This is a genomic window from Sphingobacterium sp. E70 (assembly GCF_019285695.1).
Lineage (GTDB): Bacteria > Bacteroidota > Bacteroidia > Sphingobacteriales > Sphingobacteriaceae > Sphingobacterium > Sphingobacterium detergens.
Map to the genome: position 1 here is coordinate 3,105,388 of NZ_CP079104.1, position 14,948 is coordinate 3,120,335.

Genomic DNA, 14,948 nt, shown 5'->3' on the forward strand with positions numbered 1-14,948 from the left:
TTGTACACTTATTTGTGCTAATTTAGATGCGGTTTTCACAAAAGCTATGAAAAGCGAGCTAACCGCAACAATAAAGATTATGAGCAAAGAACAAATATCCGTTTTTGATATGTTTAAGATTGGTATCGGACCATCCAGTTCGCATACCTTAGGTCCTTGGCGTGCAGCCCAGCAATTTACCCATGTCCTCAAGATAAAAGGTGTATTGAATGAGGTCGAGCAGGTCAAGATTTTGCTTTATGGATCTTTAGCCAAGACCGGTGCTGGACACGGTACAGATATCGCTGTTCTGCTTGGACTGAGTGGCGATGATCCAGTTACCTTCGATGTAGATCAGGTGACACCAAAAGTAGCGCATATCAAAGCGGTAGGCGAACTGGAGGTTGCAGGTGAGCGCACGATCCCATTCTCCTATCAGGAAGACCTCCTGTTTTTGTACACGGAGAGTTTACCCTTCCATCCAAATGCCGTTACTTTTCAGGCTTTCCTGTCAAGTGGTAAAGCCATTACGGAAACCTATTATTCAATCGGTGGTGGATTTGTCGTTCAGGAAAATGATACCGAGAGTGTATTATCTGAAGTGGATCTTCCTTTTCCGGTGGATACCGCAGGAGCTGCTACACTGGACGATGAAAACAGGCTTGAAGATATCAGAGCTTGTGCTTGAAAATGAGTGTGCATGGCGGGAGGAAAGTGAAACTGTTGCCGGAGTCCTGAATATCTATAAGACGATCTATGAGTGTATCTATCGTGGCTGTCACACGGGTGGTACACTGCCCGGAGGCTTGAATGTGGAACGCAGGGCTGCGAAATTAAATAAAAAATTGATGCAGGGGCGTAGCTACCAAGATTATGAATCATGGATAACGGCAATTCGTGAAGGTGGACAGAATTTTCAATATATCCTGGACTGGGTAAGCTGCTTTGCGCTTGCTGTCAATGAAGAAAATGCTTCTTTTGGACGTGTTGTTACCGCTCCTACCAATGGCGCTTCGGGGTTATACCAGCCGTTTTGCAGTATTATATTACTTTCCATGACGGTATGCGGGAAAATAGAATTGTGCAGTTTATCCTAACAGCTTCGGAGATCGGATCCATCTTTAAAAAGAATGCGACTATTTCAGCTGCCATGGGTGGCTGTCAGGCCGAAATTGGGGTATCCTCAGCAATGGCTGCCGGTGCGCTGACAGAAGTGCTGGGCGGATCACAACGGCAGGTGCTGATGGCAGCGGAGATCGCCATGGAACACCATCTCGGATTGACCTGCGATCCGATCGGAGGACTGGTACAGATCCCTTGTATCGAACGCAATACTATGGGGGCGATAAAAGCGATTACAGCAGCGCAGCTGGCTTTACAGTCAAATCCTGACAAAGCCAAAGTAAGCTTGGATACCGTGGTCAAAACCATGTGGGAGACCGCTTTGGATATGAATGCCAAATATAAAGAAACTGCAGATGGCGGCTTGGCAGTCAATATTCCATTGAGTTTGCCGGAATGTTAAGGTTCAACTGAGTCTTCTTGTTTTTGTATCTTTGCTGCAGTAGAATATATATACTCATAATTAGTATACGCGAATGAAATATTGTGCAATCGCCTCCGGAAGTAATGGAAACTGTTATTATATCGCCAAAGATGATTCGGCGATCTTAATTGATGCTGGTATCAACAGTAAACATATTCATCTCCGGATGTATAATCTCGGGATTATTCCGACCCAGATTAAAGCAATTTTCATTACGCACGAACACTCCGATCATATCCGCGGATTGTCTGTTTTTGCAAAAAAATACAATCTGCCCGTATATATCACGAAGGGAAGTTATGAAGGATCCAGACTACATCTACCATCCCACCTGGTCAATATCATTGCGCCCAATGAGGAGGTCGAAATAGGAGGACTTAAAATTTATGGCATCCCCAAATATCATGATGCAAAAGAACCCTGTAGTTTCCTTGTCTCCGATGGCGTTCATAATATCGGTGTGCTGACCGATATTGGGCGGCCCTGTGAAAATGTGCAACATGTGATCCAACATTCGGATATTCTCTTGCTGGAATCCAATTACGATGAGGATATGTTGCATACGGGAAGATATTCCTATTTTTTGAAGAATAGGATCAGCAGCGGATGGGGGCATCTTTCCAATCGTGTTGCGGTTGAATTATTCAATCAATATAAAACCGATCGTCTCAAACATCTGATCTTAACACACCTTTCTGGTGAAAATAATACGGTTGATCTTGTTCATGCGACATTTGAGCCCCATTGTGAGCGTATCAAACTTCATGTGGCTACACGTTATCAAGAAACGGAATTGTTTGATATTACCCAGATCTTAAATAAACAAACGGTCTCATCACCGACGGCCTGTTTGGGATAATTAAGAAGGCTGCTTCTAGTAAAGCAACCGCTCCTCATATAGTCGATCACCAGTCCGAATAAACTCACCACGACTCCTGATAAAATCAACGATCACTCTACCTTTTTGCTGATATCGATCCGCTATGGGGCGCCCTCATGGAATCAACTAAAGAAACCGTCCGGCTGATTTAATTAATCAAGATCTTGTAAGTTCTTATTTTACAATTGGATTTCGTAAAAAAATCATAGAAAACTCCAGAAGCGAAAAAAATTAAAATTTAGTTGATATCCAAATAATTCCTTTTATATTTGCTTTGTTTTTAATCAGTCTAAATTATTTAACAAGAATTTGCTGGTCTAATTAAAGACAAAAACACCATGCGATAGACGGCAATCTATCACATGGCGAAAAGCTACAGACAGCGGCAACTGTCTCTAGTTGACTGAAGCAGCTCGCTGCTCCAGTTGCTTCCGATATAGGATATGGAAGAACTTGCAAGATAACGAAATTTGCGGTTTTATTTGTTAACCGGTTTGTTTTTTTAACCTGCGAGCTCCTCCATAATAAGTTGAAAAACTATACGCATCAATCAACATATTATGAAAATTTTGACATCACTCTTTGCATTCCTTACAGTATTGTTTTACTGTAACAGCAGTTCCGCTCACGCACTTTGGATAGAATCCGCTCCTCATGGTACAGTCAATCAGTCGCATGATGTAAAAGTCTATTATGGTGAATATGTTACCAATGAAAGAGATCAGATTGAAAAATGGTATTCTGATGTGAAGGATTTCACCTTGTTATTGTATGTTCCGGGAAAAGCCCCTGTTAAAGTACAATTGACCAATAAAGGAGATCATTTCAGCGGTTCATTCCAACCGACTGAGCAAGGAACTTACTTTTTATCGATCGTAAAGGCACCTAAAGATCTGGGTGGCCAGACAAAATATGAGTTTTCTTCACTAATGCCCGTTGTCATTGGCAAATCAAGCAAATTGGACTACAGTGCATTAAAAATCCATTACAGGTTGAGTTGCTCAATTCAGCAAATGCAAAAAAAGGCGCTAGCTTACAGGCTAAGATAACCAGCGAAGGAAAAGTAGTTCCAAATGCGAAAGTATCTGTTTTCTCGTCCACAGGCTGGGGAAAAGAATTTGTAGCTGATGCCAATGGTGTTGTTACCTTCGATGCCCTTTGGGCTGGAGCTTATGTACTCGAAGCAAGTACATTTGTCGAAAAAGCAGGTGAGCATGAGGGAAAACCCTATGCATCGTCTTGGCAGGGAAGTACAACCTTTTTGCAGTAAAATAAAAATTGATACCTACAACGTAGATGGATTCATTTTAAATCTCACATTCAAAATGAATCCATTCTTTATTACATATCTACCAGTGAAATACGCATGAATAAAACTTTATCCTTTCTAGCTATTCCGATGATCAGCTCAATTTTTTCTGTGGCGCAGGCGCAGAGCAAATTGAAGATTGACGGTATCCTTGTCAATGAAAAATCCGAACCTATTTCGGGTGCACAATTAAACTATCGAATACAGGTGTAACGACCAGTACCGATAGTGATGGACACTTCACTTTTTATAAACTTGCTCCGAATACGTATACGATCGAGATCAAAGCATTTGGTTACAGCAAACATACGATGACAGCAGTCCTTAATGGAGAAGATAGTCGTCTGGGGCAGATTAAGCTCAGCAACCAGTCTGAGTCTATCGATGAGGTTGCCGTTTATGGAAAATATTATCAGAACTATAAATTCGACAGCATATCCGGATCACTACGTTTAAAGACACCAATTTTGGAGCTGCCACAAAATATCCAGGTAGTTTCTTCAGATCTGATGGCCGATCAACAGGTTTTCGACATTGTTGATGGCATCACACGTAATATCAGCGGTGCAACACGTCAGGGACACTGGGACAATCAATACGCCAATATCCGCATGCGCGGATCCAAGATCCCTGCTTTCCGTAATGGTATGAATATCGAGGCTTCATGGGGCCTACCGCGGAGGATGTATCCATGATCGAACGTATCGAGTTTGTCAAAGGTCCAGCGGGTTTTATGCTTGCTAGTGGTGAGCCGGGAGGTTTCTACAATGTCGTCACCAAAAACCGACAGGTCATACCAAAGGATCCGTGACACTCAATACCGGAAGTTTTGATCTATACCGCGGCGCTGTCGATTTGGATGGAAAGATTACCAAAAGCAATAAATTAATTTACCGCCTGAACGTTGCAGGTCAGAAAAAAAGTTCTTTACCAAATACAATAATAGTGATCGTCTTGTCATCGCTCCGGTATTGACGTATAATATCGACTCATTGACCGCTATTACGGCAGAATATACCTTTCAGGGATCTTCTTACTTAAGTAATGGAAATTATACCTTTTCACCAAAGGGTTTTGCTGACCCAGGTATTGCCAACGACTTTTCTATGGTGATCGGGGATGGAACCCGGTAAACTGAGAGATCATAGCGCCTATCTTTATTTTGATCGAAAACTTAGCCAAAAGTGGAAATTCCATGCGCAAGCCGCTTATTTTAATTTCGACATGAAAGCAACCAGTACCTGGTTGAACTATATGACAGCGGAAGGAAATATGCCGCGATACTATAGTACAGCAGATGAGCATGGTGAAAATAAATTTGGACAGCTCTCCTTAATGGTGAGGAGCGAACAGGTAGTATTAGACATCGGATCTTGGCAGGTGTGGATTATGGTAATAAAAAATTCTGGGGCGATTTTAGTCCCATATTGGATTCGATCCCTTCAGTTCCACTCAATGTTTATAATCCTGTTTATGGTATTCCTGAGTCCGTCTTTCCAAAGGTTGACCGTACCTTGAGCATTAAGGAACGGGCAAAGAGCCAAATGTATATTACAAGCTCCTCATATACTTCCTTCTATGTTCATGACGAGATGGCATTCCTCGAGGATCGTCTTAAATTATCTTTGGGACTGCGTTTTACCACATCCAGTGTAGTTTCAAAAACAGGTGCAGATCCGGTAAAGGACAAGGTGTGGAGCCCACGGGTAGGATTAAACTATTTGGTCACGCCTTCAACAAGTGTTTATGCCCTGTTTGACCAGTCCTTTGTACCTGTACCGGGAGCTGACTGGGAAGGCAATGCTTTCAAGCCAATACGCGGCAATAGCATGGAAGCCGGTGTGAAGAAGGAATGGGCTGGCGGAAAATGGATTTCTACATTGAGTGCTTATCAGATCAAACGCAAGAATGCAACGGCTACAGACTTTGACCATCCACTTCCCAATGGCAACGGTTATTTCATGATGCAGTTGGGTGAGACAACGACCAAAGGAATTGAGTTTGATATCACGGGTGAAATTGTTAAGGGATTAAATGTCAATGCGAATTATGCATTGACGGACTCTAAAATCTCAAAAGATACTAAAGTGGAAAACATAGGAAATATAACCCCTAATACGGCAAAGCATACCGCGAATGCTTGGGTAACCTATCGTTTGCAACAAGGTCCATTAAAAGGTGTTGGTTTTATTGGAAGTGTTCAGGGATGTTTGATCGTGCTATTGGTACAACAAAGGAATCTAATTTTAAGAATTACTTACGTACAGATGGTGGTATTAGCTACCAACGAAACCGATATAATATTTCTTTGATGGTCAATAACTTACTAGACAACCGTAAGCTGATGACTGCCGGATCAACAACTGCGAAAAATGCTAAAATTGAGAACAGTGTTATGTACTATACTTATATCGTTGAGGCAAGACGCAACTTCCGTCTAGGTGTAACCTACAAGTTTTAATTAAGCGATTCTATATAAATCATTTATACGATGTATAGCACACTTTTAATAATTATACTTATTGGCGCTTACCTCTTTTACAACAGCAGTAAAAAGTGAAGTTCCAGCATAGACCCGAGTGGTTGAAAAGCTTTGCGCGCAGACTCAGTCTGTGCGTATCTTGAGTATTGGTCTGCTACTTTTACCATTTGCGGTAATCCTTTATGTACAGGGTTTTGGTGCTGGATTCTTTGCTTTTTTGCCTATGTCATGTGCATGATGAGTCTTGTCGTTTTATTGAACCCTTACCGTTATTTAACAGGGTACCAAGTTCTCGGATTGTATGCCGTCAGTCTCTGTGTTGAATTTTTGATATCCTAATTGATTTCTTATGCCAGCAAATAAAAAATACCTGAGTTCGCCCTTGCAACGATTCCTGAAGATTACGGCCGGATTTATCGGCGGTTATGTTGTTATGCTCTCTTTTCATGTATTGTTGACTAACCTTTTTGAGAAAAAAGATGTTGTGATGACTGCCGGATTTACAGGTTATCTACTTTGGGCGGTTCTGATGCTCCTGGCTTTTCTTTCCAAAAGCGGATGGAAAATATGGGGAATTTATTTACTCTTGGCGGTGGTTTTTTCGTTGCCATATTTGTTAAAGATGTAATCAATCATGAACAACAGAAATTACAATATCTATTTTAATACCCATACCATCAGTGGCATTATCATCTGTGCGCTCCTGTACGTGATATTTTTGCAGGTTCCTTTGCCTTTTTAGAAATGAGATTGCAGCCTGGCAAAATAATGCGTCGTACAAAACATACAAGGAAAACCATCAGAGCTTCGACAAGCTTCTGGATTCTCTAAAGGGTGAAGCCAACCTCCATGGGCGTGATATCAACTTCTATATGCACCGGGAGGGGACTTCTGCTTATGTGGGGTACACCGCGTCAAACGACACGATACTCAATAAGGAAAACCTATCCAAGATTACGCCTGAACAGAAAGCGGAAAAAAGAAAAGCCGGAGAAGGAGAGGTGGAGATGATGATTCGAAAAATTTCACCTATAATTTTGTCAATCAAAAAGTAGGAGACTATGCGCAGAACTATGATATGGGCGAGTTTTTATTCCGCTTACATTTTCTGGCCCAACTCAATCAAGTACCCATTAGCATAGGAATAGCGCCGTTCGGATACCTCGTTGCCGGAATTACAGCCTTTATCTTTTTATTTGCACTGATCACAGGGCTATTATTGCATTGGGACAAATTAGTGTCGAACTTTTTCGTGTTTAGGCCATTCAGCAAATGGAAGACTGTCTGGACAGATATGCACACCGCCCTAGGGGTGATTGGGTTCCCTTTTCAGTTTATTTTTGCCGTTACAGGTACATTTCTGATTGTTAATTCAGTTTTGGCATTGCCTTTCAGCAAATTGCTGTACGATGGCGATCAGCAGAAAATGTATCAGGATATTGGTGTATCCGCTAAGGAGGACTATGCGTATAGCTATAAATCCTTGAATAAGGATGTGAAAATCGCTCCTTTCTTGGACATGGCAAAGACAAAGTGGCCGGAAAGCGAGTTTCATCGTATTGTCGTAAAAAACTATGCGGACTCAAATATGCATGTTATCATGGAGCTTGAACCGCATTTTAACAGCAGCTTTGCCGGATCTGGAATATTGACCATGAAGGTGGCCGATAATAAAATTGTAGAAGAGAAATCACCCTTAACAGGGGCGAGCTATGGGGACTATGTCCGCAGTATTATCTACCGTTTGCATTATGGCGACTATGGTGGATATCCGCTCAAAATGGTCTATTTTATCTTGGGAGTAATGGGCTGTCTGGTTATTATTTCAGGAATTCTGATCTGGTTGGTTGCGCGGGATAAAAACAATGTCATTCCAAGAAAACGCAAATTCAACTTTTGGGCTGCTAATGTTTTTACGGCGATATGTTTGACGATGCTCCCGGTTACAGCGATTACATTTGTTGCGATCAAAGTCAGTCCTAAAGTTGATCAGGACTTTATTTATCGGGTCTATTTTTACGCATGGTTGCTGCTGTCACTTTACTATATCATTCGTCGCAGTATAAGAAGGACAAATCGCGAAACGCTATTGGTTGGAAGCATCCTTGCATTTGTCGTCCCGATAGCCAATGGCCTGGTGACACATAATTGGCTTTGGAAAACATTTGTTGACGGTCAACGTGATTTATTTGTTGTCGATTTTCTTTGGTTGATGATTGGTATCATCGGATTATTGGCCTTCTATAAGACAAAAAAATTCTTTCAAAAATTCAGTAATTAGAAGGCGTCCTTTTAAGACGCCTTTATTATTTGGAGGCTTTCTCAAAGCTCCTTTTGATGCTTTTTACCCTAAGATTTCGCTCCTTAATGTAGAAATTCTTAGGGCAAACATATAATTCCAAGTCATATATTGCATCTCGTTGGGTACCTATACATTACGTATTATAAAAAATATGCAAAGGGGTTGCTTGAATAAGGCAGCCCCTTGCATATATAAGATACAGCTAAAGCGCCTATAAAGTACTTTTGGTCTTATACAATTTGGGCGGAGGTACGGTACTGGACGGGTAGCGCGTTTCCGCTGATCTGTTGCCCCTTGTTCGATAGTTGTTCGGAGATCCTTCGGGTGTGCGTTGCTACTGCTTCGGGACTGCGTTGGGACAACGTCGGGTTTGGTTTGACTGTTCTTTGGCTGTTGTTTGCCCTGTTGTCGATGATTGACCGAAGCTGAATCGACCAAATGTCGAACCATTACCAAGGCAATCCCAAGGTTGGGGCGAAGCATGTACGGAGCGTACTCGAATGTTGTTGGCACTTGAACGGACTTGAGGGGACTTTAAGGGAGTTGAAGGGACTTTATGGATCTTAGCTATCTTGGTCGTATGTGTTGTTAAAGGGGTATTGTTTAATTCATACGATTATTGTATTTTTAAAGTATACCAATTTAACTTAATGGGATGAGGAAATCTTCCGGCAAGAGTAAAAAAGAACGCAAACGAGGGGACGCCTATGAGCTGAGTGAAAATAGCAAGTTAACAGGACTTGATTTTACGTACAACTGTAATTTGGCGAGCCGATTGTATCAGATTTTAAAATCGATTTTACGAGTCGCCTGTGAGCGTAGTACCTATTTACGGTTACAAAATGTACTATATGAGGCCGTACGTAATGATCGGGAGCACGATCTCGGGAGCTTACGGCTCGGGTATGGATCAGTACTCCCTTTGAAAGGTTTCCGGTACTCCAAACGGGTCAGCTGGAGCAATTTCTTTATGAATCATCCAATGGTACATTTTGATGAAGCCCAGCAGCAAGTTCAGGTCCAGCTCCATTTGGCAGGCCTCCGTAAATTTGAATTAATTCATGAAAGACTAGTTAAAATAGACATAAAAATATATTGTGTGGTGATTAAACTAGATGATCGCAATACTATATTTTACCATAGCAGTAAAACCTTGGAGCTAAGAAAAGAAGATCACAAAGTGAATCGTGGAATTACTTTTGCAATGGAGGACTGCAAAGATGCTGTTATTTTATGCCTAGCGACAGTTAGGTGTTGGTTGACGACCCCTAATGGGCGTGAAGAATTTATGTCCAACGGTGGGACCTTGATGACTGGTGAAATTTTCGATGCGCTCCTGATCCGTGGCGGTAAGCATACGATATTCCCGAAGAAAAATCAGATAAACTGCCACCGCCTATCTTACCAAGTCACGATGATGAGGTTGACTGGGATTAACCGATTAGATGACGGCTTTAAAAAAGCGGCCCAATCGCATTAGGTCGTTTGCTGTCTTTTCGTTCCAATCGACGGCATAGTTCAGTCGGATACAATTTTTGAATTGATCATGTTGAGTAAACATTCGGCCTGGAGCAAAGCTCAATTTTTGTTTTAGCGCATAATCGTATAGTACCGTAGAATCAATTTTGGATCCATTTCCAACCAGAGCACAAAACCACCTTCGGGCTGTGACATTTTGGTGTTCTCGGGAAAATGGGCCTCAATACTGTTTCTAAAATTGATATAATTGCTGTACAACTTCTTTCTAAAGGTGTTGAGATGATGGTCATACCTTCCGATTTGAAGGAACTTGGCCACTGCTTCCTGATAAATAGCCGGCTGCGAGATGGTCTGGATCAGCCTTTGTTTAAGGATCTTGTCTTTGTACTGTCCTGGTTCGACCCAACCGATCCGAAAACTTGGCGCCAATACTTTGGTGACAGATCCGCACCACATGACCAAACCTTCCTCATCAAAGTATTTACAGGGCTTGGGTCTTGAACTTCCGAAATAAATATTTCCATAGAGGTCGTCTTCGATCAAAGGGATATGATGGAAAGCGAGGAGCTTGACAAGTTCTTTTTATGTTCATCGGGCATAAGTGCACCCAAAGGGTTGCTGAAATTGGAGACAAAGCAGCATACATCGATTTTATGGATTACTTTTTCAGGGCATCCAGTTCAATACCTGTAATGGGATGTGTCGGTATCTCAATGGTCTTCAATCCCAATACCTGAAACGCCTGAATAAAACCAAAATAGAGCGGACTTTCCACGGCAATGGTATCACCGGGTTTTGTAACCGCGCGGAGACAGCTATAAATGGCATTCATGGCACCCGAGGTGATAATCAGATCTTCGTCGCTTATTTTTCCTTCGAGTACGAGCGACCATTTGGCAATCTCTTTACGTAAAGTCGGACTACCCTGCACCTGTCCGTACTGATCGCCGTAATCGTGCAGTTCGTGTACTGTCTCCAGGATACATTTATTGAGCTTCTGAATGGGGAGCAAAGAAGGGCTGGGCAGTCCCAAAGAGAATCGCGTAATTTCCTTATCCTCCAACGAGTGAAAAACTTTATCAATCAATGCCGCGGGATCTTGCTTCTTTTCATCAATCTTAAATGTTGAGATGGAAGGGATGGACATCCGGCGCTGGCCGGCCAGGCTGACAAAAAAGCCAGATTTGGGGCGAGACTCAATCAGGGATCTGCTCTCGAGCTCCATGTAGGCGCTCTTTGCCGTATTTAAGCTCACATTATACAATTTTTGCGCACTACGGACTGAAGGTAGACGATCACCGTAGGTCAAAGAGCCATTTTTGATCTGGTTCTCAACGATGTTTGCAATTTTTTTATACAATTGTTGCTCCATACTTATACTAATTTACTGTTTCCGGTTGGATTTACCCAATCATGGAAATGACGGATTCCCCTTTTAGTGCTTCTTCGCTGCCAAACATATTTAAAAGTTGTTGTTCGTAATAAGCCAGCGCTTTGCGCTTAAATACCGTTGATAAGTTTTCGGAAACTTCAGTTCGATAAGAAATTTCAACAGTAAGGCTGTTGTTTTCGGAGACCGTAGCAGAAGAAACAGCTGCTATTTCTTCGTTTTGCGCAAGCAAAAGAAAAGGCATGTGTAGCAAGTTTTTGTTGCTCACTTCGGACTGAACCTTTTTAGTAGGGAGAGATCAGAGAGATCAACCTGTCTGATGGAATACGATTGATGTGTTGAAGTCGACATGGCAATAAATCTTTTGCTAATTTAAGAAGGGTACAGCCCGAATTTGAGGTACAGAATTGGGGTAAAACTAGGGTACAGATGAAAAGTAAAAAATATGATCGGGAGTTGATGGTTTTTAATTTCCATTTAAGATATTTACAATAGTTAATGATATGTCTCAAGACCAATAAATTATGACAGCCTATGCATAACTTGTTCCCGTTATTTATTGCCATGATTACGGCAATCGTATTGCTCGAAATGCTGGCTACGAAACTTCGGGTAGCCTATCCCATTTTATTGGTTTTGGCGGGCTTGATTGTCAGCTTTATTCCAACATTGCCCGTTGTTACGATCGATCCGGATGTTATTTTTCTGATTTTCCTTCCACCCTTGCTATGTGAGGCTGCCTGGTCGATTTCGTATAAGGAGATGAAGAAATGGTGGCGTATAATTGGAAGTTTTGCCTTTTTGGTCGTTTTCTTCACAGCGTTATCTGTTGCGGTGGTTGCCAATCATTATATTCCGGGTTTCACGCTCGCAATGGGATTTCTGTTGGGGGTATTGTTTCCCCGCCAGATGCCGTCAGTACCGGGGCCATCATGAAGTTTGTGAAAGTTCCAAAATCTACTTCTGCAATCCTGGAAGGGGAGAGTTTGCTGAATGATGCTTCCTCTTTAATTATTGTCCGTTTTGCACTGATAGCCGTGGGTATGGGGCAGTTTGTATGGCAGGAGGCAGCGGTATCGTTTATCTGGATGTTGGTCGGTGGAGTAGGTATCGGTGTTCTGTTGGGTTGGTTTTTTATTCAGGCACATAAACGCCTACCGACGGATGCACCTTCGGATATTGCACTGACCTTGATCGAACCCTATTTTATGTACTGGATTGCCGAGCAGTTTCACAGTTCGGGGTGCTGGCTGTGGTTGCGGGAAGTCTGTTGATGTCCAACCAGCGGCTTAAATTTCTGAACAGTACCAGTCGGGTGCGGGGGCTGAGTGTCTGGGAGAGTTTTGTGTTTATCCTGAATGGGATTGTATTTTTATTATCGGTCTTGATCTCCCCGAGATTGTTGCCGGCTTGCGTGCAAATGGTACTTCGCTACGGGAGGCGATCGGTTACGGTCTCTTGGTGACGGCAGTCCTTATCCTTGCCCGTGTGATCAGTGCCTATGCCGCGATGATTGCGACGCTTATCTTTCGTCCAAGTGTGGCACCTAGGGCGCGGTCTTCAAAGCAACGTTTCTTTATGCCGCTATTACTGGGTTGGACGGGGATGCGGGGAGTGGTTTCCCTGGCAGCGGCGCTTTCCATTCCTTTGGTCATGAATGGTACTGTGATTCCGCAGCGGCATCTGATTCTATTTATCACCTTTGTCGTCATTCTCTCAACCCTTTTGGTTCAGGGACTCACTTTACCCTATCTGATCAAGCGAACGAAGCTCTTTGATGCCGTGCTTGCAGATGCGCCTGAAGAAGTTGCCAAACAGCAGATGAAGCAAGGCTTAAAACAGCATGTCTATCAGTTTCTCAAAGATAAATATGAGAAAGAAGAGCATAATCGGGAGGCAATGGAGAGGATTTTGCGACATTGGGAGGAAAAAGTCAATGCTGCAGATGATTCGTGGATGAATGAGCGCACGAAAGTGATTTTCATTGAATTGCTGGATGTGCAGCGTGAATATCTGGAAAAATTGAACAGCGGGTCGGAGATTGATGAAGATCTCATCCGTTCACAGCTCTATCAGATTGATCTGGAGGAAGAGCGCTTGCGCATGATATAATGCCGTGCTATCCTATTGATCTGAATAAATAATAATAATTGTAGCCCTTTGGGCTTGGTACATAAGTTGAATTGCGATGAAAGTTATAATAACAGGGGCCACAGGAATGGTCGGAGAAGGTGTTTTATTGGAATGTCTTCAAAATAATAAAGTAGAGGCGGTATTGAGCATTTCACGTCGTACTGCTGATATACAGCATCCAAAGTTAAAAGAACTTTTGGTTAAGGATTTCACGGATCTTTCCGAAGTTGAGACGGAGATTCGGGGCTATGATGCCTGTTTTTATTGCGCAGGTGTCAGTTCGGTTGGCATGAAGGAGGACAAATACCGCTATATCACCTATGATACGACATTGGCATTTGCAAAATCGCTGTTGAAGATCAATCCCGAAATCAGCTTTATCTACGTGTCGGGTGGGAGTACGGATAGTACCGAGCAAGGGAAGGTGATGTGGGCAAGAGTGAAGGGCAAGACGGAGAATGATCTGGCGAAATTGCCGTTTAAGAAGGAATACAATTTCCGGCCGGGCGGAATGACCACCGTTGCAGGACAGAAACATGCCAATCCATTTTCATTTGTTGCCAAGATTATAAAATTCTTTGCCCCTTCGGCGGTGTTGTCGCTACATGAGGTAGGGCGGGCGATGATTCATGCTGTGGAGCGGGACGATGTAAAAAATATATTGGAAATCAAGGATATCAGGGCATTGGCTTAGTGTATGGATGGACATAAGGTCTTTCGACTGTTATTTCCACTTCCAGTCCAGTTCCTCCTGATAGGCGATATGAAGGCGTTGGCTGAGCGCTGTCAGGAAAGCTTTAAATTCGGCGGTATCTTCGATCTGCTGTTTTGGAAAAAACAGTTGATCGGCCATTTTTAGTTTGATAAAAAATGCGAAAGCCGTTTCGGTGATATATTCAAACTGATCATATTGATATTTGGACTCCATTTGTGTGCTTTTGATCTGGAGATAATTATCTTCAAAGCTGATTGTGTGTAGAATGCCGATCCGATTTTGGAATTCAGGGCTTTTGACATATTTAGTGAAATAGCGCTTGTAGTATATCCCGAGATATTTTGGAAAGAACAGAAAGGCGATTACGCTGACTACGATAATCAGAATGGCCAGTTGACGTTCATAATAGAAAACGGGATGGCAAGTATCAGCATAAGTAGCATAAACATGAATCGTGATTTTTGCAAGCTTTAATTATTTGGGGTGATTTGGACATGCTGAACAGTAATGCATCCAGTTGATCTTGCTCGGAAAGGGTTAGTTGAAGTTCTTTCATAAGGTAAATGTATTAAATTGGTGAGATAATCGGAATATTTCCGATTATCTGCAAATAATTTGACATGTCTTTTTAACAACTTACTATTTTTCCAAAGTAATCTTCTATCTCTTCGTTGTATTTTTCGATAAATAACTTTGTAAGTTCCGTAATCTTATAATGGCGGATCGACCTCCT

The 14,948-nt window shown here is 42.3% G+C and carries 20 protein-coding genes and 2 pseudogenes; 17 read left to right on the top strand and 5 right to left on the bottom strand.

All coding sequences use genetic code 11. The features are described 5' to 3' along the window. Positions 1-79: 79 nt before the first annotated feature. From KUH03_RS22045 to KUH03_RS22100, 12 genes and pseudogenes are all read left to right on the top strand, one after another. A pseudogene (locus tag KUH03_RS22045) lies at positions 80-1,504 on the top strand (L-serine ammonia-lyase). A gap of 73 nt (positions 1,505-1,577) precedes the next feature. Beyond that, entirely contained in the window at positions 1,578-2,384 is an 807-nt protein-coding gene (locus KUH03_RS22050) for an MBL fold metallo-hydrolase (protein ID WP_257096589.1), read from the top strand. 581 nt (positions 2,385-2,965) lie between these two features. Continuing rightward, on the top strand, positions 2,966-3,454 hold the full coding sequence (locus KUH03_RS22055) for a hypothetical protein (protein ID WP_257096592.1): 489 nt from the start codon (positions 2,966-2,968) through the stop codon (positions 3,452-3,454). Continuing rightward, positions 3,403-3,675 carry a DUF4198 domain-containing protein gene (locus KUH03_RS22060; protein ID WP_257096594.1) on the top strand — a complete coding sequence of 91 codons (273 nt, stop codon included), beginning with the start codon at positions 3,403-3,405 and terminating at the stop codon, positions 3,673-3,675. Before KUH03_RS22055 ends, KUH03_RS22060 begins: the two co-directional genes overlap by 52 nt. 96 nt (positions 3,676-3,771) lie before the next feature. Then, complete coding sequence (locus KUH03_RS22065) at positions 3,772-3,927, top strand: hypothetical protein (RefSeq protein ID WP_257096596.1); 156 nt, start codon at positions 3,772-3,774, stop codon at positions 3,925-3,927. Next, complete coding sequence (locus tag KUH03_RS22070) at positions 3,903-4,409, top strand: TonB-dependent receptor (RefSeq protein WP_257097217.1); 507 nt, start codon at positions 3,903-3,905, stop codon at positions 4,407-4,409. The genes KUH03_RS22065 and KUH03_RS22070 overlap by 25 nt, the downstream gene beginning before the upstream one ends. 297 nt (positions 4,410-4,706) lie before the next feature. Further along, positions 4,707-4,847: a hypothetical protein gene (locus KUH03_RS22075; RefSeq protein WP_257096598.1), complete on the top strand. Its 141-nt coding sequence runs from the start codon at positions 4,707-4,709 to the stop codon at positions 4,845-4,847. 249 nt (positions 4,848-5,096) lie between these two features. Beyond that, positions 5,097-6,026, top strand: coding sequence for a TonB-dependent siderophore receptor (locus tag KUH03_RS22080; protein WP_257097219.1), 930 nt, complete (start codon positions 5,097-5,099; stop codon positions 6,024-6,026). Then, positions 6,026-6,175 (top strand): hypothetical protein, encoded by a 150-nt coding sequence (locus tag KUH03_RS46390; protein ID WP_306429689.1) that lies wholly within the window; start codon positions 6,026-6,028, stop codon positions 6,173-6,175. The genes KUH03_RS22080 and KUH03_RS46390 overlap by 1 nt, the downstream gene beginning before the upstream one ends. A gap of 370 nt (positions 6,176-6,545) precedes the next feature. Then, positions 6,546-6,824, top strand: a complete 279-nt coding sequence (locus KUH03_RS22090) for a hypothetical protein (protein ID WP_257096602.1) — start codon at positions 6,546-6,548, stop codon at positions 6,822-6,824. A 244-nt stretch (positions 6,825-7,068) separates the two neighbouring features. Continuing rightward, entirely contained in the window at positions 7,069-7,251 is a 183-nt protein-coding gene (locus KUH03_RS22095) for a hypothetical protein (RefSeq protein WP_257096604.1), read from the top strand. Positions 7,252-7,262: 11 nt separating this feature from the next. Beyond that, a pseudogene (locus KUH03_RS22100) lies at positions 7,263-8,477 on the top strand (PepSY-associated TM helix domain-containing protein); the annotation flags it as partial. Between the two features lie 251 nt (positions 8,478-8,728). Here the strand turns inward: KUH03_RS22100 and KUH03_RS22105 are convergent. Then, on the bottom strand, positions 8,729-8,860 hold the full coding sequence (locus tag KUH03_RS22105) for a hypothetical protein (protein ID WP_257096607.1): 132 nt from the start codon (positions 8,858-8,860) through the stop codon (positions 8,729-8,731). A 293-nt stretch (positions 8,861-9,153) separates the two neighbouring features. Here KUH03_RS22105 and KUH03_RS22110 point away from each other — a divergent pair, with 293 nt between their 5' ends. Beyond that, positions 9,154-9,978 carry a hypothetical protein gene (locus KUH03_RS22110; protein ID WP_257096609.1) on the top strand — a complete coding sequence of 275 codons (825 nt, stop codon included), beginning with the start codon at positions 9,154-9,156 and terminating at the stop codon, positions 9,976-9,978. A gap of 110 nt (positions 9,979-10,088) precedes the next feature. Here KUH03_RS22110 and KUH03_RS22115 read toward each other — a convergent pair whose 3' ends face one another. The 3 genes from KUH03_RS22115 to KUH03_RS22125 form a co-directional block, all read right to left on the bottom strand. Beyond that, on the bottom strand, positions 10,089-10,520 hold the full coding sequence (locus KUH03_RS22115) for a hypothetical protein (protein WP_257096611.1): 432 nt from the start codon (positions 10,518-10,520) through the stop codon (positions 10,089-10,091). A gap of 115 nt (positions 10,521-10,635) precedes the next feature. Beyond that, positions 10,636-11,349 carry a PLP-dependent aminotransferase family protein gene (locus tag KUH03_RS22120; RefSeq protein WP_257096613.1) on the bottom strand — a complete coding sequence of 238 codons (714 nt, stop codon included), beginning with the start codon at positions 11,347-11,349 and terminating at the stop codon, positions 10,636-10,638. Positions 11,350-11,380: 31 nt separating this feature from the next. Then, complete coding sequence (locus tag KUH03_RS22125) at positions 11,381-11,635, bottom strand: hypothetical protein (RefSeq protein WP_257096615.1); 255 nt, start codon at positions 11,633-11,635, stop codon at positions 11,381-11,383. Positions 11,636-11,901: 266 nt separating this feature from the next. Here KUH03_RS22125 and KUH03_RS22130 point away from each other — a divergent pair, with 266 nt between their 5' ends. The 4 genes from KUH03_RS22130 to KUH03_RS22145 all read left to right on the top strand — a co-directional run bounded on the left by KUH03_RS22130 (position 11,902) and on the right by KUH03_RS22145 (position 14,194). Continuing rightward, positions 11,902-12,303 (top strand): cation:proton antiporter, encoded by a 402-nt coding sequence (locus KUH03_RS22130; RefSeq protein ID WP_257096617.1) that lies wholly within the window; start codon positions 11,902-11,904, stop codon positions 12,301-12,303. Then, a complete protein-coding gene (locus tag KUH03_RS22135) occupies positions 12,192-12,641 on the top strand; it encodes a cation:proton antiporter (protein ID WP_257097222.1) in 450 nt (149 codons plus the stop codon). The genes KUH03_RS22130 and KUH03_RS22135 overlap by 112 nt, the downstream gene beginning before the upstream one ends. Positions 12,642-12,777: 136 nt before the next feature. After that, complete coding sequence (locus tag KUH03_RS22140) at positions 12,778-13,479, top strand: cation:proton antiporter (RefSeq protein WP_257096619.1); 702 nt, start codon at positions 12,778-12,780, stop codon at positions 13,477-13,479. 76 nt (positions 13,480-13,555) lie between these two features. Continuing rightward, positions 13,556-14,194, top strand: coding sequence for an NAD-dependent epimerase/dehydratase family protein (locus KUH03_RS22145; protein ID WP_257096621.1), 639 nt, complete (start codon positions 13,556-13,558; stop codon positions 14,192-14,194). Positions 14,195-14,224: 30 nt separating this feature from the next. Here the strand turns inward: KUH03_RS22145 and KUH03_RS46395 are convergent, their stop codons facing one another. Further along, complete coding sequence (locus KUH03_RS46395; RefSeq protein WP_306429786.1) at positions 14,225-14,674, bottom strand: YcxB family protein; 450 nt, start codon at positions 14,672-14,674, stop codon at positions 14,225-14,227. Positions 14,675-14,948 lie beyond the last annotated feature (274 nt).